The sequence below is a fragment of the Armatimonadota bacterium genome, assembly GCA_018268395.1.
GTDB lineage: Bacteria > Armatimonadota > Fimbriimonadia > Fimbriimonadales > Fimbriimonadaceae > JAEURO01.
This window is the reverse complement of the sequence record JAFDWQ010000010.1, coordinates 233099-250974: the sequence shown is the minus strand read 5'-3', so window position 1 is coordinate 250974 and position 17876 is coordinate 233099. Positions and strand designations below refer to the sequence as shown.

The 17876-nt window shown below is 62.7% G+C and carries 15 protein-coding genes and 1 tRNA gene; 11 read left to right on the top strand and 5 right to left on the bottom strand.

Annotation, left to right across the window (positions count from 1 at the left end; translation table 11 throughout):
• Positions 1-77: transfer RNA gene (locus tag JST30_16620), tRNA-Glu, on the bottom strand.
• An 86-nt stretch (positions 78-163) separates the two neighbouring features.
• On the opposite strand from JST30_16620, the gene guaA reads away from it, so the two are divergent.
• From guaA to JST30_16580, 8 genes are all read left to right on the top strand, one after another.
• A complete protein-coding gene (guaA, locus tag JST30_16615) occupies positions 164-1690 on the top strand; it encodes a glutamine-hydrolyzing GMP synthase (GenBank protein ID MBS1715952.1) in 1527 nt (508 codons plus the stop codon).
• 72 nt (positions 1691-1762) lie between these two features.
• Positions 1763-2524, top strand: coding sequence for a hypothetical protein (locus tag JST30_16610; protein MBS1715951.1), 762 nt, complete (start codon positions 1763-1765; stop codon positions 2522-2524).
• Positions 2525-2542: 18 nt separating this feature from the next.
• Positions 2543-2974 (top strand): 6-pyruvoyl tetrahydropterin synthase family protein, encoded by a 432-nt coding sequence (locus JST30_16605; GenBank protein MBS1715950.1) that lies wholly within the window; start codon positions 2543-2545, stop codon positions 2972-2974.
• Between the two features lie 55 nt (positions 2975-3029).
• Positions 3030-4409, top strand: a complete 1380-nt coding sequence (locus JST30_16600; protein MBS1715949.1) for a M23 family metallopeptidase — start codon at positions 3030-3032, stop codon at positions 4407-4409.
• Positions 4410-4425: 16 nt separating this feature from the next.
• A complete protein-coding gene (locus tag JST30_16595) occupies positions 4426-5802 on the top strand; it encodes a M23 family metallopeptidase (GenBank protein MBS1715948.1) in 1377 nt (458 codons plus the stop codon).
• A 4-nt stretch (positions 5803-5806) separates the two neighbouring features.
• Positions 5807-6343 (top strand): hypoxanthine phosphoribosyltransferase, encoded by a 537-nt coding sequence (gene hpt, locus JST30_16590; protein MBS1715947.1) that lies wholly within the window; start codon positions 5807-5809, stop codon positions 6341-6343.
• A gap of 133 nt (positions 6344-6476) precedes the next feature.
• Positions 6477-7769: a transcription termination factor Rho gene (gene rho / locus JST30_16585; protein MBS1715946.1), complete on the top strand. Its 1293-nt coding sequence runs from the start codon at positions 6477-6479 to the stop codon at positions 7767-7769.
• A gap of 90 nt (positions 7770-7859) precedes the next feature.
• Positions 7860-8039 carry a hypothetical protein gene (locus JST30_16580; GenBank protein MBS1715945.1) on the top strand — a complete coding sequence of 60 codons (180 nt, stop codon included), beginning with the start codon at positions 7860-7862 and terminating at the stop codon, positions 8037-8039.
• A gap of 418 nt (positions 8040-8457) precedes the next feature.
• Here the strand turns inward: JST30_16580 and JST30_16575 are convergent, their stop codons facing one another.
• The 3 genes from JST30_16575 to flhA are packed head-to-tail and all read right to left on the bottom strand — an operon-like array spanning position 8458 to position 12882.
• Positions 8458-9702, bottom strand: a complete 1245-nt coding sequence (locus JST30_16575; GenBank protein MBS1715944.1) for a redoxin domain-containing protein — start codon at positions 9700-9702, stop codon at positions 8458-8460.
• Between the two features lie 44 nt (positions 9703-9746).
• A complete protein-coding gene (hrcA, locus tag JST30_16570; protein MBS1715943.1) occupies positions 9747-10760 on the bottom strand; it encodes a heat-inducible transcription repressor HrcA in 1014 nt (337 codons plus the stop codon).
• A 43-nt stretch (positions 10761-10803) separates the two neighbouring features.
• Positions 10804-12882 (bottom strand): flagellar biosynthesis protein FlhA, encoded by a 2079-nt coding sequence (gene flhA, locus JST30_16565; GenBank protein MBS1715942.1) that lies wholly within the window; start codon positions 12880-12882, stop codon positions 10804-10806.
• A 120-nt stretch (positions 12883-13002) separates the two neighbouring features.
• Here flhA and JST30_16560 point away from each other — a divergent pair, with 120 nt between their 5' ends.
• The 3 genes from JST30_16560 to smc are packed head-to-tail and all read left to right on the top strand — an operon-like array spanning position 13003 to position 17550.
• Positions 13003-13344: a hypothetical protein gene (locus JST30_16560; GenBank protein ID MBS1715941.1), complete on the top strand. Its 342-nt coding sequence runs from the start codon at positions 13003-13005 to the stop codon at positions 13342-13344.
• Positions 13345-13371: 27 nt separating this feature from the next.
• Positions 13372-14007, top strand: coding sequence for a flavin reductase family protein (locus tag JST30_16555; protein MBS1715940.1), 636 nt, complete (start codon positions 13372-13374; stop codon positions 14005-14007).
• Between the two features lie 9 nt (positions 14008-14016).
• Positions 14017-17550, top strand: coding sequence for a chromosome segregation protein SMC (smc, locus tag JST30_16550; protein MBS1715939.1), 3534 nt, complete (start codon positions 14017-14019; stop codon positions 17548-17550).
• Here smc and JST30_16545 read toward each other — a convergent pair.
• Positions 17547-17864, bottom strand: coding sequence for a hypothetical protein (locus JST30_16545; GenBank protein MBS1715938.1), 318 nt, complete (start codon positions 17862-17864; stop codon positions 17547-17549). The two genes, smc and JST30_16545, sit on opposite strands and share 4 nt — an antisense overlap.
• Positions 17865-17876 lie beyond the last annotated feature (12 nt).

Below are 17876 nucleotides of genomic sequence, written 5' to 3'. Positions count from 1 at the left end.
TGGTACTCCCGACGGGATTCGAACCCGCGATCTTCGCCGTGAGAGGGCGATGTCCTGAACCGCTAGACGACGGGAGCGCCTGGGGCCGAGAATGTACCCCGGAGGCTGGACGCCCGGTACCAGGGACCCAATCCCCCTCGTAGGCTAAACTCAGCGCTTCTTCATGAGGCACGCCCTCGTCCTGGTGATCGACTTCGGCGGTCAGTACACCCAACTGATCGTAAGACGGGTGCGGGAGATCGGCCACTACTCCGAGATGGTGCCGTGGACCAAGGCGGCCGAGAAGATCGCCGAGCACCGTCCGGACGCCGTCATCCTCTCCGGAGGACCGAAGTCCGTCCTCGAACCCGGTGCCCCTGACCTGGACTTCGGCCTGATCGAAGGGATCCCCGTCCTTGGAATCTGCTACGGCCAACAGCTCATGGCCCACAGGCTGGGAGGCAAGGTCGTCAAAGCCACCGAGAAAGAGTACGGGCGCCGACACTTGACAGGGATCGTGCAGGGATCGATCGTCGACGGCCTGTCGAGCGACCAAGTCTGGATGAGTCACGGCGACCAGGTCGTCGAAGCCCCTCCAGGGTTCGTCAAGACGTCCGAAACGGAGACCTGCCCCTTCGCGTCCATCGAAGACCGCCTCGGCCGGCGGTTCGGCGTCCAGTTCCATCCGGAAGTCAGTCACACGCCAGGCGGGAAACTCGTCCTCGAACGGTTCGTCAAAGAGCAGGCCGGACTGAAGCAGGACTGGAACAGCGAAAACTTCATCCAGGAAGAAACCGAGCGGATCCGGGCGCAGGTCGGCGACGAACAGGTGCTCTGCGCGGTCTCGGGCGGCGTCGATTCGAGCGTCATGGCCGCCCTATTGACCAGGGCGGTCGGCGACCGGGCGGTCTGCGTCTTCGTGGACCACGGGCTGCTCCGCAAAGGCGAGGCCGAGCAGGTCGTAGAGACCTTCAGCCGGGCCTTCCATCCCAGGCTTGTGGTGATCCGTGCCGCCGACCGCTTCTTCTCCCGTTTGTCCGGAGTCACCGACCCCGAAGAGAAGCGCAAGGCCATCGGCAGCGAGTTCGTGAGGTGCTTCGAGGAGCACGCCGAAGAACTCAAGGGCTGCCAGTGGCTTGCACAAGGGACGCTGTACCCCGACGTCATCGAGTCCGGTTCGCCCACGGCGGCGAAGATCAAGACCCACCACAACGTCGGAGGGTTGCCGGACTGGATGAAGATGAAAGTCATCGAGCCGCTCCGCTGGCTGTTCAAGGACGAGGTCCGGGACGTCGGACGGAAGTTGGGCCTGCCCGACGACGTCGTCGACCGGGAGCCGTTCCCGGGGCCCGGGCTCGCCGTACGGATCCTAGGTGAGGTCACGCCGGAACGCGTCAAGACGACGCAGGACGCCGACTGGATCTTTCGGTCCGAACTCAGGGCCAGAGGGCTGGACAAAGGCGTCTGGCAATCGTACGCGGCCCTCCTGGACGTCCGGAGCGTCGGCGTCATGGGCGACGAGAGGACCTATGAGAACCCCATCGTCCTGCGGGCCGTCAGTAGCGAGGACGCGATGACCGCCCGTGCTTGTCCCTTCGATTTCGAGTTCCTGGAGCACGTGTGCAACAGGATCGTCAATGAAGTGGACGGGGTGAACCGCGTCCTGTACGATCTGACGAGCAAGCCCCCTGCTACCATAGAGTGGGAGTGACGCCCTCCCGATATCCGGCGTCTTTGCACTTGAAATCGGTAATCGCCCGCGAAAATGCGGAATAGGTCTTTCATGACAGTCTCGGCCTTGGCCCTCGCCGTCGCGGCTTTGGGCGCCCCCCAGGTCCATGACCGGGGTGCGGCGCCTTCGCCTGCGCCGGCCGTTCCCGTCCTCACCTCGACCGAGGCGGGCATGTTCCCTCGGGAGTGGACCAACCACGAGATCGCGGCAAAGGCCGAGTCGCTGGAAGCCAAGGAAGCCGAGCGGTCGCTCGCCCTTGTGAGGCAGGCCATGGACGCGTATCCGACCGGTCTGCTTCGTCGTGAGGTCCGCAAGGTGTACGTCCTCAAGTCGCTCAAGTTTTACGGCTTGGACTACGGAGGCACGAATTCGAGCGACGCCGTTTACCTGACGAACCAGGGACCGGAGTTGGGCTACACCGATTCCTACGTGCGCGGCAGTTTTCACCACGAGTTCAGCAGCATCCTGTTGCGGAACCATCCGACGTTCCTCGACCAGGTGTCCTGGAAAGCGTCCGTCCCCAACGACTTTCAGTACGGATCAGGTGGCACGGAAGCCCTGAGGGCAGGGAAGGCCTCGATCTCTGAAGACCCGGCGCTCGCGAAGCGCGGTTTCCTGACCCAATACTCGACAGCCAGTCAAGAGGAGGACTTTAACATGCTCGCCGAAGGGCTCTTTTCGGGCGAGCGCCGCTTCTGGAACCTGGTCGACGAGCACGCCCTGCTCAAGGCAAAAGTACAGGTCGTCGTCAGCTTTTACGCCAAACTCGACCCGCGGTTCGACGAGCCTTTCTTCCGGTCGTTGAAGCCGTAACCGGCTAGAATGGTCGCGATGCCCGTGACCGTTTCCAAGGAGTTCCGGTGGGAGATGGGGCACCGCCTGCCTTACCATCCGTTGTGCCGGAACGTCCATGGCCACTCCTACCGCATGGTCGTGGAGGTGACGGGCGAGCCTGACGAAGGCGGCATGGTCGTCGACTTCGGCGACATCGCGGCCTGCGTCAGACCGATCGTGGACCGGATGGACCATGCTTTCATGCTGGATCCGACCGACTCCGCGATGCGGGAGTTCTTGTGCGGACAAGGGTTGAAGATCCTTGAAGTCCCGTTCCATTCCACGGCGGAGAACATCGCGACGTGGTTGGGCGAGTCGGTGGCCAAGGATTTGTTGGCGCGTCCGAACGTCAGCCGCCTTCGTCTCCTGGTCTATGAAACGGGAACGTCTTGTGCCATCTGGATCAAGAGTAAAGACGTAAACCGGTAAATAAAAGCGTGATGACGAAGGGCTGACCGCAACAGCCTCATCTATACTGCCACGTATGCTATCGGCCGTTGCCGCCTTAACCGCGTTGGGCCTTTCCAAAGGATTGGTCACGACCCCGGTGTTCTTCGTGAAACCCGCAGCGACCAAGTGCATTTCCGAACTCGAACGGTCGAGGATCGAATCGGTCGTCCGAACCTATCAAGAGCGGCTAGGCGACGTGCCGCCTGCACAAAACGCCCCCTATCTGGTCTATCCCGCCGCCGGAGTGCTCGGTGAAGACCAGTTCGTATCAGACTACGTGGACGTAGCTCCGTCTGAGGACTTCAACCAGGATTGGGACTGCACCCGGATGGCCGCCGAAGGACATCGCGGGATCGATTTCGCCATCCGGAGCTTTGCTGACATGGAAGGCGGGGTGCCGGTCTTCGCGCCTTTGCCGGGAACCGTGGTCGAATCGGACGACGGATACTTCGATCGGACTTACAAACAGAACGACGTGCCGGCGAACTACGTGATCCTCCATCATGGGGGGACACACTACACCTTGTACTGGCACTTGAAACGGGGAAGCGTCAAGGTCAAAGCAGGTGAGACGGTCGCTGCAGGACAAGAGATCGCTAGGGTCGGTAGCAGCGGAGACTGCAACTGGCCCTCCCTCCACTTCGAATCTTGGTCAGACGCCGGAACGCAGTTCGCGTATGAGCCGCATACCGGGAGTTGCAACCCGGGAACAAGCGGATGGGCGGACCAACAACCCATCGTCCGGTCGACAAAGCTCCTGGACATGTGGATCAACGAGTCACGCTACGATCAGACCTATCCCCCATTCGAAGCCGCCCGACGGGGAACGTTCGTCAAGGCGGGACTGACCGTCCGGGTCTACGCGACGCTACTGAACATTACGACGAGTTCGAAGTATCGGCTCCGGTTCTTGCGGCCCAACGGCACGGTCGGTTTCGACAGCAATCTGCAGTCCTTGGGTGGTTCAGCGACCTTCGCAACTGTGGCTCATCAGCAGTTCGTCTCATTGTCTTCTCCAGGAACTTGGACCGTCGAGTACAGTGTGAACGGAGAAATCTTGGCGTCGTCGCCCCTAAGGGTCGTGAACTCCTTCTCCACGCAATTGAACAGGCCACCTGCAGGCGTTCAGGCCACGATCCTGCCGATGCCTTCGCCCGAGGGTCCGCTTTGCGTCCGCGTGGCCGGACAACAGATCGCCGCAGATCCTGACCACGACTTGATCCGTTACCACTACGTTTGGAAGCAAAACGGTAAGGTCGTGCGCGACACGTGGTCCGCCGCTCGAACGGACATGATCCCGGTGGGAAGTTTCAGACCGAACAAGGACGTTTCCTTGTCGATCACACCTAACGACGGCCTCATTGAAGGGCCGACGACGACGATCCACAGTCTCTTGCAGGGCAAAGCGCCTTAAGGGTCGACCAATGCCAATGTCCGTCCTTTTCTTCGCGGCCCCGTTTCTCGTCGCTTTCTCCGAAGGGCACGGTGGCGGCCCCATTGAAACGCGACTGGCCGACTGCCTGACGGCGGACGAACGACGGTCTGCTGAAGAAGCCGTCCAAAGCTTTGGGAAGGAACACGCCGGCCGCGGTACCGCGAGCCAAAGCCCCTATCTCGTCTATCCCTTCGGCGGAGTCCTCGGAGAAGACGTGTTCCCGAACAACTATGTCGACCTCGATCCGACGTCGGGCCTCAAAGATTGGGACTGTAGCAACTACACTTACGACGGGCACCTCGGGATCGACCTCGACATCAAAGGGTTCGGAGAGAAGGCTGTAGGCGTACCTGTCTTCGCCCCGCTCGATGGCACCGTCGTCCAGACGAACGACGGCGAATTCGACGAGAACACGTTCGGAGACGGCTTACCTGGAAACCACGTCATCCTCTATCACAGCGACACCCACTACTCGCTGTATTGGCACTTGAAGAGGGGATCGGTCGGCGTCAAAGTCGGCGATTCCGTCCGCGCAGGTCAGCAGATCGGCCTGATGGCGAGCAGCGGGAACAGCACCGGTCCGCACCTTCACTTCGAGTCGTGGGCCGGTGCCGGGAGCAGTTTCGCGTACGATCCGCACACGGGGCCGTGCAATCCTGGACAGAGCGGGTTTGTCTCACAACGGCCGGTGCCCCGCTCGTTCTACCTCCGCGATTTCAACGTCAGCCCGGGCATTTACGAACACTATCCGGGGCTGCCGTTCGATCTGCCCCGCACGGGCACTTTTGCAACGGGCGTCAGGTCCGTCGGTTTTTGGGCCCTGGTCCAGAACCTTCCCACCAACTCCGTCTGGAAGGTCCGCTTCGTACGTGCGAACGGTTCTGTGGCCTACGACTCCGGAAACCAGGCGTGGAACAACCCGTTCTATCGCCAGTCCTCGTGGTGGTGGCGCTATAACGTGAACCTCAACGCGACCGGCGAGTGGAAGACGGAACTCTGGATCAACGACCAGCTGTCCGTCTCGGCGCCGTTCCGAGTCCGGTCCACGACGGAGCTGAACAACAACCGCCCGCCCCATGCGGTCACGATCGTGATCGATAAGCCACCGGTCCAAGGCGGCCCGCTATCGGCCCGGATCACATCGCCGTTACTGCTCGACGATCCTGACTACGACATCGTGAGATATCGGTACGTCTGGAAGCAGTTCGGGACCGTGGTCCGTGACGTCGTGAGCGCGGGCCATCTCGATATGATTCCAGGTTCCGCCTATGTCCCGACGAAGGACGTGACGGTCAGCGTGACGCCGAGCGACGGTCTGGCCGACGGGCCGGTCACGACGGTGCACAGCCTGCTTCAGGGAAAAACGCCGTGACACAATGTCCCTAGTGACCGCCCTGCCAAAGCTCCGGACCCTCTTCACGAAAGAACGCCTTCAGGAGCGCTGCGACGAACTCGCGGCCGAAATCGACCGGGTCTACCACGGTGAACCGCTCGTGCTGATCGGCGTCCTCAAAGGGTCGTACATGTTCCTCAGCGACCTTTCGCGGCGACTTGAGTGCAACTGTTCCGTCGACTTCGTGCAGGTCAGCAGCTATGGGGACGGGAAGTCGAGTACCGGCGTCGTCCAGATCCGAAAGGACCACGACATCAACATCGAGGGCAAGCACGTCCTCGTCGTCGAGGACATCGTCGACACGGGTCTGACCCTCGCCCATCTTTGCGAACTCCTTCAGACACGCCGGCCGGCCAGCCTCCGCGTCGTCGCCATGCTCAGCAAACCCGAAGCCAGGCGGCACGAAGCCCTACTTGATTTCGTGGGCTTCGAGATCGGGAACGAGTTTGTGGTAGGATACGGTCTGGATCACGCGGAGAAGTACCGCAACCTTCCGTTCATCGCAGTCCTTGAAGACTGACGGCAGATCCACCTTCTCGCGAACACCCGAAGTCTTTTCGGATTCCAGGCTCCCTATGACCCACGCATTTCGCCCCAGAAAATCTGATGCCGGCGCCGGAAAAAGGCGCTACCGCCGCCACCGCGAAGAGCGGATGGACATCTCGACCGACCTCGAGAACCTGCCGGAAATCGATTACAACCACTTTGACAAGATGACGGCGACCGAGCTCGCCAAGGTCGCGAAGAAGCTGAAAGTCAGCATCGACCAAGAGCGCTCGGCCGTGATCGAACAGCTTCTGGAGGCCACCAACGCCGACTGCCTTTACCGAAAAGGCATCTTGGAAGTCCTGCCCGACGGTTGGGGGTTCCTTCGGAAGCCGAACTATCAGCCCTCGCAGGACGACGTCTACGTCAGTCAGTCCCAGGTCAAGCGTTTCAGTCTCCGCGGCGGCGATTTCGTCTACGGCCACGTCCGCGCCCCGAAGGAGGGTGAAAAGTACCACGGCATGCTCCGGGTCGAAAGCGTGAACGGGTTCGGAACGCAGTCGCCTGAGATGCAGATGCGGCGCAGCTTCGACGAACTGACCCCGCTCTTTCCGACCGAGCGGCTTCGCCAGGAGACCGATCCTGAGAAAGTCACGGGCCGCATCGTCGACCTGATCGCCCCCATCGGCAAAGGCCAGCGCGCCCTCATCGTCGCCCCGCCGAAAGCCGGCAAGACGATGATCCTGAAGTCGATCGCCAATTCGATCACGACGAACAATCCCGACGTCTACCTGATGGTCTTGCTCGTCGACGAGCGACCGGAGGAAGTCACCGACATGAAGCGGTCGGTCAAGGGCCAAGTCATTTCAAGCACGTTCGACGAACCCGCTGAAAACCATATGCGGGTCACGGACCTCTGTCTGGAGCAGGCGAAAAGGCTCGTCGAGACGGGACGCGACGTGGTCATCCTGCTCGACTCGCTCACCCGTTTGTCGCGCGCTTCGAACCTGACGATCGCTCCGAGCGGCCGCACCTTGACCGGCGGCCTCGACCCCGCCGCTCTCTACCGCCCACGGCGTTTCTTCGGCGCCGCCCGCAACATCGAAGAAGGGGGGTCGCTGACGATCATCGCCACGGTCCTCATCGAAACAGGCTCGAGGATGGACGAGAACATCTTCGAAGAACTCAAGGGAACGGGCAACAGCGAACTGGTCCTCGACCGTGAGCTCTCGGAACGGCGCATCTGGCCGGCGATCAACGTCCGCGCGTCGTCGACCCGCCACGAAGAGGCCTTGTTCGACAAGCACCAGCTCGAAGCGGTCTACCACCTCCACCGGATGCTGGCGAACACGAAGGAAAGTCATGAGGCGACGGACCAGCTCATCAAACTCTTGAAGCGCGTCCCGACCAACGCGGCGTTCCTCGAAAGCGTCATCGCGAAGACCAGGGCCACGGTTTAAGCTCAACGTCCGATCGGTCGTCCCCGTAAACACCGATGGGGGTGAATCTTGGAGCAGGATCCGTCACCAAGCCCGCCGCATCGTAGAACGGTGGTCGCGAACGTCGCTTTGGCGAAGACTCTCTTCGTTATGGCCGTCGTCGTTCTCTGTCTCGTCTTCGAGACCTTTGCGGCAAAGGCGACCACCGGAGACTGGCAGCGGATCGAAGTCGAGGTCTTCAAGACGTACGGGAACCCGCCAGACGGCTGGTTAAGAAGGTACGGCCCCTAGTACCGGGTGGAAACGTACGTGACGTTCCTTAGGGAAGGGAGGCGGTACGGTGGTCCCGTCTTCGCACCGCTTGGTCTGCGGCCCTTACAGGTCTGGAGCGACGACAACGATCCCGGCAGGATCTCGTTCGATCATCCGTCTTCGACTTGGGGTCTGTTCCGGTTCTGGTTCTACTTGACCGCGGCGATCGTCCTGTCGTTCATCGGGGCATGGAGGGTCGCGACCCCAGATCCGGCGAGACCTCTCCTTCCATTGTGGGGACGCCGAACGGAAAGGGACCCCCGCGGAAAGAGGTTCTCAAAGTCCCTCAACCCGTGGAGACGTGACCGCCGGTGACGACGGCACCCAACGGTGGTCGTTCACCCGGTCATCGGTCCCGGTGTGACTTCGTTCGAACGACGTTCTGCGGGTATCGACGCTAGCCGATCCCGACCTTCTTCAGCTTCTCCCGCACCATCGCTTCAGGCTCGAGCCCCATGGCATAGCTCGCGAGGTTCCCGTTCTTGTCGATGATGACGAGCGTAGGAATGCCTTCGATCTTGTACGTCGTATTGGCGCTCCGGTCCGTGTCAAGGAAGACAGGGAAGGAGTAACCGTTGTCTTTCACGAACTTGTCGACCGTCGGCTTTTCTTCGTCACTGACGGCCAAGACTTGGAGTCCCTTGGACGCAAACTCCTTGTGGAGCTTGTCCGTGACGGGCAACCCTTCGCGGCAAGGGCCGCACCACGTCGCCCAGAAGTCGATCAGGACGACCTTGCCTTTGAGGTCGGAGAGGTTGACGGTCTTTCCGTCCATCCCCGTCAACTTGAAGTTCGGGGCGGGCTTGCCGATCGGCAACGGGGAAGCCGGCGGCTTGGACGGGTCGACCAACTTGACGTTCTTAGGCGGAGTCGTATCGAACGTCGACGCCACGAAGGCCGCTCCCGTCTTGATGTCCTTGAAGGTCTCGACCGCCGAAATGTCAGGGATCTGAGATTCGTCGGCCTTGGCCGATTTGGCCATTTCCTTGAACTGGGCTCCGTCGTAACTGACCCGGTACACAAGACCGCTTTGGGTTCCGATCAGGGCCTCGACGTTTCCGAAGTGCTCCTTCGCGTAAAACTTGACGACCTGGGCGTCCTCGCCCGTCGGCGACTTCTCCTTTTTGCCCAGCAACGTCGGTGCTTTAGACTCGTCGACCAGGTCGGCGTATCCCGCCGAACCCTTGAAGAAGTTGTAGACCAAGCTGCCGCAGACCAGCGGGTTGCGGATCTGGATCAATTGGGCGTCCGCAAGGGTGGTCGGCGCAGGCTGCTTCATCCCGCTCCCGTCGCTCCCCATGACCGCGTATTCGATCGCCTCCTTACCGTTGGAAACGGACGTGATCGTCATGTCCCCTTTCTCCGTCTTAGCCTCGATCCGGAAGAGGTTCGGCTTCTGGTACGTGATCGTCCGGGTCGGTGCGCCCGTCCCTGGCTTCGTCGGGACGCGGTCGTAGCTGGCCTGGAAGGTGTCGAACGCGGCATAGGCGTCCATGCTCTTCTTCAGCAAGGCCACAGCGGCTTCGTCCGACTTGCTCCCGGCAGGCTTGCCCGCCGCGGTTCCAGACGATCCGGAGGGCGTTTGCGAGCAGCCCCACAACAGGGTCACGGCCGCAAGCGAAAGGAGGGGACGCAGGTTCACAGGACCAGTATAGAGTCAACTTTGGGCCGGCGGCCCGCCAAGTCTCACTTGACCAGCTTAGACAAGGCGTCGCTGACGGCCTTAGCCGAGTAGTCCAACAAGGCCAACGTCCTGTCGTAGTGCATGCGTTTGGGGCCGACGATCGCGAGCGTTCCGGCCTCCTCCTCGCCCGCGAAGAACGACCGCCTCAGGATCGTCAGGCCGTGCATGCTCTCCAACTTGTTCTCCCGGCCGATCGTGACCCCTTCTCCCGACACGGCCGAAAGGAGGGCTTCCTCGTCTTCGATGCTCGCCAGGAGCGACTGCATCTCGTCCATGCTCCTCTGGAACTCGGGCTGGGCGAGCACGTACTCCTCCCCTTCCGTGATCAGTTTCCCTCGAGTGATCTCCTTTGCCGTGCTCTTTAGGGCGTTCCACGCGGTCTTAAGGACCGCGTTCGTCGCCGCATCGTCGTGCGAAGGCGGTTTCGCCTTGGCGAGGCTCCCGATCGTCTGTCCGTCCGCTGATCGGGACAGGGCGGCGTTCACGTCGCCCAACTGAAGGATCGTCGTACCCGGTGGGCAGTCGATCAGCCGGTTTTCAATGTGACCGTTTTGGAAGACGATGACGAGAAGACTCCGTCCAGGGCCGACAGCCGTCAAGAGCACGCTCCTGACCCTCAATTGGGCGTCCCGAAGGACCGCGGCCGCCGACAACAGATGAGTGAGTCGGCTGAGGGCTTTCGTCGTTTCCTGCAGCAGCGTCCGAAGCGTGTCCTCTTCTTCGGCAGCGGCCCGGACGGACTTCTTCTCCTGGCCTTCGGGCTCACGCTCGACGAGGAGCCTGTCGACGTAATAACGGTAGCCCCGGTCGCTCGGGACGCGTCCGGCGCTCGTGTGGGGCTGGTCGAGCAGTCCGAGCTCGGTGATTTCGGCCAGTTCGCTCCGGACGGTCGCACTCCGGACGCCGAGTTGATACTTCTTGACGATCGTCTCGCTGGGGACGGGCTCCGCCCCCGTAACGTACTCGACGATCACGGCTTGGAGGATCTGCTCTTGACGGTTTGAGATAGGGTCCACGGCCGAACGTCCAGTTTACCGTCCCGAGCGCCCGGAACGGCCGTTACGCTGCGAAGGCGACTTGGCCGACGAACTCGACCTCCGCTTTGGCCGAAACCTCGTTGTAGGCGAGCACGGGCAATTGCGGCAGATACCGCTCCACGACCTTGCGGAGGGGCAACCGGAGGGCGGAAGAGCACAGGACGACCGCGTTGCGCCCGTCGCGGACAGCGTCGTCGAAGCCCCTCGAAAGCTCGTCCAACACCCTCTGTTGGACCTGCGGGTCGAGGGCGAGCGAAACCCCGCCCGCCGTGTGTTGGACACCGTCCATCAAGACCCGTTCGATACCGGGATCGATGGTCAGGCACGACAGTCGGTTCGCATCGTCGACGTACTGCCGCGTGATCGTCCGCGCGATGGCCGCACGGACGAGTTCGCCGAGCTGCTCGTTGTCCTTGACCCGGCTCGCGAAGTCGGCCATGGTCTCCAGGATCGTCACCATGTCGCGGACGGGGATGCGTTCCCGGAGCAGGTGTTGTAGGACTTTCTGGATGTCACCGTAAGTGACCGTGTTCGGGATAAGTTCGGAAACGACGGCCTCGTTGTGGGCCTTGGCGTTCTCGACAAGGGCCTGGACCTCTTGACGGGAAAGGAGTTCGGCCGCGTAAGTCTTCACGGTCTCACAGAGGTGGGTGGCCATCATCGCGCTGGGTTCGACCACGGTGTAGCCGTTGGCCTCGGCCGCGCTTCGGAATGCGGGGTCGATCCAAACGGCTTCGAGACCGAAAACGGGCTCCTTGGCCGGAGTCCCGACGACAGGCGCGAGCACATCGCCGCTGCTGATCGCGAGCAGTTCGTCGGCGTTCGCGGTCGCGCGTCCCACTTCTTCCCCCCGGACTTTGATCACATATTCGTTCGGGGCCAATGCCGCATTGTCCCGGATGCGGACGCTCGGCATCACGTAACCGAGTTCCACCGCGATTTGGCGGCGTGTCGCCGTGACGCGCTCCGGCAGGTCGCCACCCATCCGGGCGTCGGCCAACCTTGTCAAGCTGTATCCGACCTCGATCTCCAAGGCGTCGACGGCCACGAGAGCGAGAGCGGCTTCCGGGCCGGCAGGCGGCTGATGGTGCGCCTGATGCGCAGTTTCGGCTTTCTTGACGGGCTCTCCCGAAAGTTGCTTGGACACGTTCGGGTTCTTGACCGCGAAACGGCTGACGCCATAGAGGGCTGCTCCGAGGAGGAGGAAGATGGGGGTCGGAAAGCCCGGGACGAACCCGAACACGGCCAGAGCGACGCCCGTCGAAGCCAGGACCTTCGGTTGGGCGAGCATTTGGCCAAGGAGCGTCCCGCCCATGCCCGCTTCCTGGCCGGACCGAGTGACCAAGAGACCACTGGCGGTCGAGATCAGGAGGGCGGGGATTTGAGAAACGAGGCCTTCGCCGACCGAGAGCATCGCATAGGTGCTGAGGATCTGCTGGACGTCGCCGCCGCCCTTCATGAACCCGACCGCGAACCCACCGATGATGTTGACCAAAATGATCAGGATCGCCGCGACGGCGTCGCCCTTGACGAACTTGCTCGCACCGTCCATCGCGCCGTAAAAGTCGGCTTCCTGTTTGACCCCCTTGCGGCGGGCACGGGCCTCGTCTTCGTCGATCAGCCCAGCGGCCAGGTCGGCGTCGATCGCCATCTGTTTGCCCGGCATGGCGTCCAAGGTGAACCTCGCCACGACCTCGGACACGCGCGTCGCACCGTTCGTGATGACGATGAACTGCACGATCATCAGGATCACGAACGCGACAAAGCCGACGACGAAGTCCCCGCCCAGGACGAACTGGCCGAAGGTCTGGATCACGTGCCCCGCGTCGCCCGAACCGAGGATCAGCTTCGTTGCAGCGATGCTGAGGGCCAGACGGAACAACGTCGTGATCAACAGCAGAGAAGGGAAGACGCTGAACTGGAGCGGATCCTTGACGTTGACCGACGTCAGAAGGATGATGACGGCCGTGGCCATCGCCACGACCAGGCCGAAGTCCAGGGCCCAATGCGGCAGGGGCATGATCAACATGCTGACGATGACGAGCATCGCGCCGCCGATCAGGAGGTCGTTGTGACGGAGCGCCTTTTGAAGGAAGGCCATGGGGGGCTGATTGGAGTATCGGTAGGAATACGGTCGTTCTTCAGGCTCGTCGCACGATAGAGGCGGCCTGAAACGGTCAAAACCTTGAGGGTCGGGCGCGTGGCGTCCGACAATGGGACTATGGCGACACGGTTCGAGTGGCCCACGGTGTTGCAGACGACCGAGTACGTCCTCGTCGGTTCCCGCGTCTTCGAGCCGCTCATCAAGGAGCGGAAGGACGCCAACCGTGACGTCTGGTCGAGGCCTTCGAGTTGGCGCTTCGGGTTCTATTTCGGAACCGGCGACACTCGCCTTTGGGTGCCTCGCCGTCGGGCCGACGGGTCGGCCCACGATGACGAACGCGTCATCAACTTCAGGCATCCCCTCGGAAAGAAGGCCTTCCGGATCCTCATGTTCGGTTATGGGACGGCACTGTCCACCCTCGGACTGATCGTCTTAGCCTTGTTCGGCGTCCGCTGGTAAGGCTGTCCGGCTCGGCTACAATCGGGCGTGCCCCGTTTGGTCTGGCGCCTTGCCGACGAGTCCCCCAGCTTTGCCTACGACCTGCTGAGCAACCTCGTCGTACCGCGTCCGATCGCGTTCGTGAGCACCCTTTCCGGCACGGGCGAGGCCAACCTCGCTCCGTTCAGCTTCTTCATGCTCGGAGGGGCGAAACCGCCGAGCCTTGCGTTCTGTCCGGTACGGGGCAAAGACGGGCGGAAGAAAGCGACATTGACCAACGTCGAAGAGACCGGCGAGTTCGTCGTCAACCTCGTCGACCGTGACATGGCCGAGGGCATGAACCAAACGGCCGTCGATGCGGCGAAGCGGGGTTCCAAGTGGGGCATCGGCGGGTTCACAGCGGTCGAAAGCTCCGTCGTCAGACCGGGCCGCGTCGCGGAAAGCCCGGCCGCGCTCGAATGCCGTTGCGTTCACCTGTTCGAGCACGGCGATGCCGCTTTTGTCATCGGAGAGGTCCTCGCGGTCGACCTCAGCTCCGACGTCTGGGACGCGGAAACCCGCAAACCCACCGGCTTCCGACCGATCGCCCGGCTCGGCGGTTCGGGCTATCTTGATCTGGCAGGTGGAAAACTCTTTGAAATGTCCCGTCCAAAAGCGGACGCCTCCCCGTCCGTTGATCTGTAGTCCTCGCGCATGAAGCTGAAGCGGGTCCGCATCCAGGGGTTTAAGACCTTCGCCGATAAGACCGAGTTCGAACTCGGCGGCGACATCGTGGCCGTCGTCGGCCCGAACGGTTGCGGAAAGTCGAACATCGTCGACGCGATGCTTTGGGGGCTCGGCGAGACGAGCGCACGGGCCTTACGCGCCCAGTCCGGCAAAGAGGTCATCTTCGCCGGTTCGGTCCACCGTAAAGCGATGGGCTACGCCGAAGTCACCCTGACCTTCGACAACGAGGACGGCGCCCTTCCCATGGATTGTGCCGAGGTCAGCGTCACGCGGCGTGTCGACCGGAGCGGACAGGGCGAGTACGAGATCAACAAGCGGGCTTGCCGGTTGAAGGACGTGGCCGACCTGCTGGCCGACTCGGGGCTTGGCCGCGCCGGGTACGCGATCGTCGGGCAGAGCGACATCGACCAGGCCCTCGCCGCGTCGCCACAACAGCGCCGGGCTTGGATCGACGAGGCGGCGGGCGTCCAGCGGTACCGCATGAGGCGCCAAGAGGCCGTCCGGCGGCTCGACGCCGCGTCGACCCATCTCCGCCGTGTCCAAGACGTCCTGCAAGAGCTCGACGCGCAACGGGAACCCCTTGCCGAAGAAGCGGAAGTCGCAGTCCGTTACAAGAGCGCCCTCAAAGGCCTCCGCCAGGTCGAGTGCGGCCTCCTAGTGAAAGAACTGGCCGCGGCCGTCGAAGAGACGGAAGGGCTTGCCGCAAACGTCCTCGAAGCCCAGACCACAGCCGAAAGAGAGACCGCGTTGGCCGCCTCCTTAGAGGCCCGCGCCAAGGAAACGGCCGCCCAAGCCGCAACGCTCGAATCGGAGGCCGAAGGCGTACGGAAACTCGCAAGTCAGATCCGGAACCTCGCCGACGAGGCAGCTTCGGCGATTTCCATAGCGGAGACACGGCTGCAGAGCCTGACCGTCCTCGAAGAGAACCTGGAAGCGGAAGCCGGATCGTCCCGCGACCGGTTGTCCCACGCTTCTGAAGACCTCGAGGCGGCCATCGTGGAAGTACGAGCCGCCGAACAAAGCCTCGAAGCTTTGTCGGCCGAACTTTCGGGGGCCGATACGGACGCCAAAGCGCTCGCCGCAGACCTGGAGTCAGCGGAGCAAGCCTTGACCGAAGCCCGGGAGAGGATGGCGGAGGCCCACCGTGCGGACCTGGAACGCGAACACCGTAGGCAAAGGGCGCGTGAAGCGGCCAAGGAACTCCAAGGCATAGACGGGACGTTGCCCGACCTTCAGTCCGGCATCGAAGAAGCCCAAGCTTCCTTGACCGAGGCAGAAACCGCCGCCCGGTCCGGTCGTGAGGCCCTCGAGGCCCACGACAAAGCGCTTGCGGCACTCGTTCACGACGAAGAAGACCGGGCGGCCGAAGTCCGGAAGATCTTGGCAGAAGTCGCGGCCCTCGACGGTAAGAGGCGGGGGATCGAAGCCACCATCGCGGCCCACGAGGGACTCTCACAAGGCGCACGGGCCGTCCTCGACCTGGTGCGGTCCGGCAAGCTCGAAGGTGAGTTCCGGCCCGTCGGAGAGTGCGTCCAGGCCGATCCAGACTTGGCCGTCGCAATGGACACGGCCTTGGGGGCGGCCGCCAACGATCTCATCGTTCCGGACGAAGGACACGCCAAGCGGGCGATCCAGTGGCTCAAGGACGAGAAACTGGGCCGTGCCACGTTCCAGCCTGTCGACCTCGTCCGGCCGCAACAACGCAACCGCGAGCTCGAGCGGCTTGCGGCCGGTCCGGGCGTCGTCGGTATCGCCGCCGACCTCGTCGAGTGCCGCGCTTCACACCGGCCCGTCATCGAAAGCCTCCTCGGGCGCGTCCTCGTCGTCGAAGACCTTGACGTCGCCCTCCGGTTGGCCCGGACGTCCGGCTGGTCGCGGTGCGTCACGCTCGACGGGGAAGTCGTCCACGCGAGCGGCGCGGTGACGGGGGGTCGCGCCCTTCGACAGACCTCAGGGCTTGTCCAGCGGACGTCGGAGCTCGCTGAGTGCGAGAAGTCCCTCAAGGGCCTTCAGAAGCGGTTGTCCGCACTCGAAGCGGCCGGGAAAGCGTTCGAGAACCGCCGGTCGGAGGCGGTCGCGGAGCGGACACGGCTCCAGTCCGGACTTCAGCCCGTCCTGCTGGCCGTCGAGGAGGCCCGAAGTTGGCTGAAGAGCCTGGAAAGCGAACTGGCGTCCACCGAACGGGCACGAGCCCGCCTCTTAGCCGAGATCGAAGGCCTTGAGGCGACGTCCGGCTCCGAGCCCGTCACCGTCGACGTCACTGAGTTCGAACGTGTCCGCGACGAAGCTTGGAAAGCTTATTCCGCACGGCTCAAAGAAGCGGAGTCGTCGGGCGAGCGACTGCGCGAAGCTCGGGATCGCGCCCAGACGGCGAAGCGCCGCGTCGAAGACTGCGAACGGCGCGTCAAGACCGTGGAAGAGTCCGAACGCCACCGAGCCAAACGGGCGGGCGGGCTCGGCCCGGAACGAGAAGCCCAGTTCGCCATAATCGAGCGCGCCAGATCCGAACGGGACACCCACGAGGCCGAACACGCTCGGCTTTCCGCCATGATGCACGAGCTGTCGGAGCGAAGGCGCGGTTCCGCTTCGTCGGTCGAACACACGACCGAGCAGGCCCAAGAGGCCCGTAAGGCAGCCTCACAGGCCGAAAACGCCGCGTACCAGGCCGAACTCCGAAGGACGCGGATCGACGCGAAGCGTGCGACTGTCCTCGAACGGCTACTGGAGGAATACGGTGTCGACCAGGCGAAAGCACTGTCCGAGGCTCCGACCACCGTCGTCCCTCCCGATGCGGGCGTCCTCGTCGCTAGGCTCCGCAAGGAGCTCAAGGAAATGGGCGACGTCAACTTGGGCGCGGTCGAAGCCTACGAACGATTGACCGAGAGGTTCGAAGAGCTCGACGCCCAGGCCAAAGACATCGAGTCGGGCATGGACGAAGTCAAATCGAGCATCCGTGAGCTCGACCGCCTGACCCGGGACAAGTTCACCGAGACGTTCGTCAAAATCAAGGAAGCGTTCGGCGAAACGTTCAAGACGGTGTTCGGAGGGGGAGAAGGCGTCTTGGACATGATCCAGGGCGGGGAAGACCTCGACGCGGGAGTCGAGATCTCGGTGACCGTTCCCGGGAAGAAGAAACAACGGCTCGAGCTCTTGAGCGGCGGAGAAAGGGCCCTTAGCGCGCTGGCGTTCCTGTTCGCGTTGTTGAAGGTCAAGCCGAGCCCGCTCGTCATCCTCGACGAAGTCGACGCTCCGCTCGACGGCCGTAACGTGGAGCGGTTCATCGGTCTCATGCGCGACTTCAGCAAAGACATCCAGTTCGTGCTCGTGACCCATAACACGACCACGATCCAATGCGCGGACGTCTGGTTCGGGGTCACGATGCAGGAACCGGGGGTCAGTACGCTCGTGCCGTTCAAGGTCGCCGAAGACGTAGGACGGAGCCCCGCCCCGGATAAGGCGCTCGTCGCCCCGCGCGTTCCCGACGCTTACTTCAAGGGCTAAGCCGCGAGCCTGATGACGTGGGAACCCCAAAGGCCCGCGTAGGCGACCGCCGCCACCCACGTTCCGACTTCCGCTGTGACAGGCCGTTTCGTCCTGGCGTATTCGATCGCCAACAACGGCACGACGAGGAACAGGAGTTTGCCGAGGACAAAGGGGCCGGTCCCGACCGAGGCCAGGTAGGCAAAGATGGGATTGCCCTCGCCGTGGCCCATGTTCAGCCACATCAACGTGGAAACCAAGTCGAAAAGAGCGACCGTGACAAGGACGATCGTGCTCAAGCGGACGGTTTGGCGCTGGACCGTTCGGGCTTCCATGGTCTCTTCAAG

What these genes read in the sequence shown, in the direction of transcription:
- guaA (MBS1715952.1), top strand. Translation starts at nt 164, where the DNA reads ATGAGGCACGCCCTCGTCCTGGTGATCGACTTCGGCGGTCAGTACACC.
- JST30_16610 (MBS1715951.1), top strand. Translation starts at nt 1,763, where the DNA reads ATGACAGTCTCGGCCTTGGCCCTCGCCGTCGCGGCTTTGGGCGCCCCC.
- JST30_16605 (MBS1715950.1), top strand. Translation starts at nt 2,543, where the DNA reads ATGCCCGTGACCGTTTCCAAGGAGTTCCGGTGGGAGATGGGGCACCGC.
- JST30_16600 (MBS1715949.1), top strand. Translation starts at nt 3,030, where the DNA reads ATGCTATCGGCCGTTGCCGCCTTAACCGCGTTGGGCCTTTCCAAAGGA.
- JST30_16595 (MBS1715948.1), top strand. Translation starts at nt 4,426, where the DNA reads ATGTCCGTCCTTTTCTTCGCGGCCCCGTTTCTCGTCGCTTTCTCCGAA.
- hpt (MBS1715947.1), top strand. Translation starts at nt 5,807, where the DNA reads ATGTCCCTAGTGACCGCCCTGCCAAAGCTCCGGACCCTCTTCACGAAA.
- rho (MBS1715946.1), top strand. Translation starts at nt 6,477, where the DNA reads ATGGACATCTCGACCGACCTCGAGAACCTGCCGGAAATCGATTACAAC.
- flhA (MBS1715942.1), bottom strand. Translation starts at nt 12,882, where the DNA reads ATGGCCTTCCTTCAAAAGGCGCTCCGTCACAACGACCTCCTGATCGGC.
- JST30_16560 (MBS1715941.1), top strand. Translation starts at nt 13,003, where the DNA reads ATGGCGACACGGTTCGAGTGGCCCACGGTGTTGCAGACGACCGAGTAC.
- smc (MBS1715939.1), top strand. Translation starts at nt 14,017, where the DNA reads ATGAAGCTGAAGCGGGTCCGCATCCAGGGGTTTAAGACCTTCGCCGAT.
- JST30_16545 (MBS1715938.1), bottom strand. Translation starts at nt 17,864, where the DNA reads ATGGAAGCCCGAACGGTCCAGCGCCAAACCGTCCGCTTGAGCACGATC.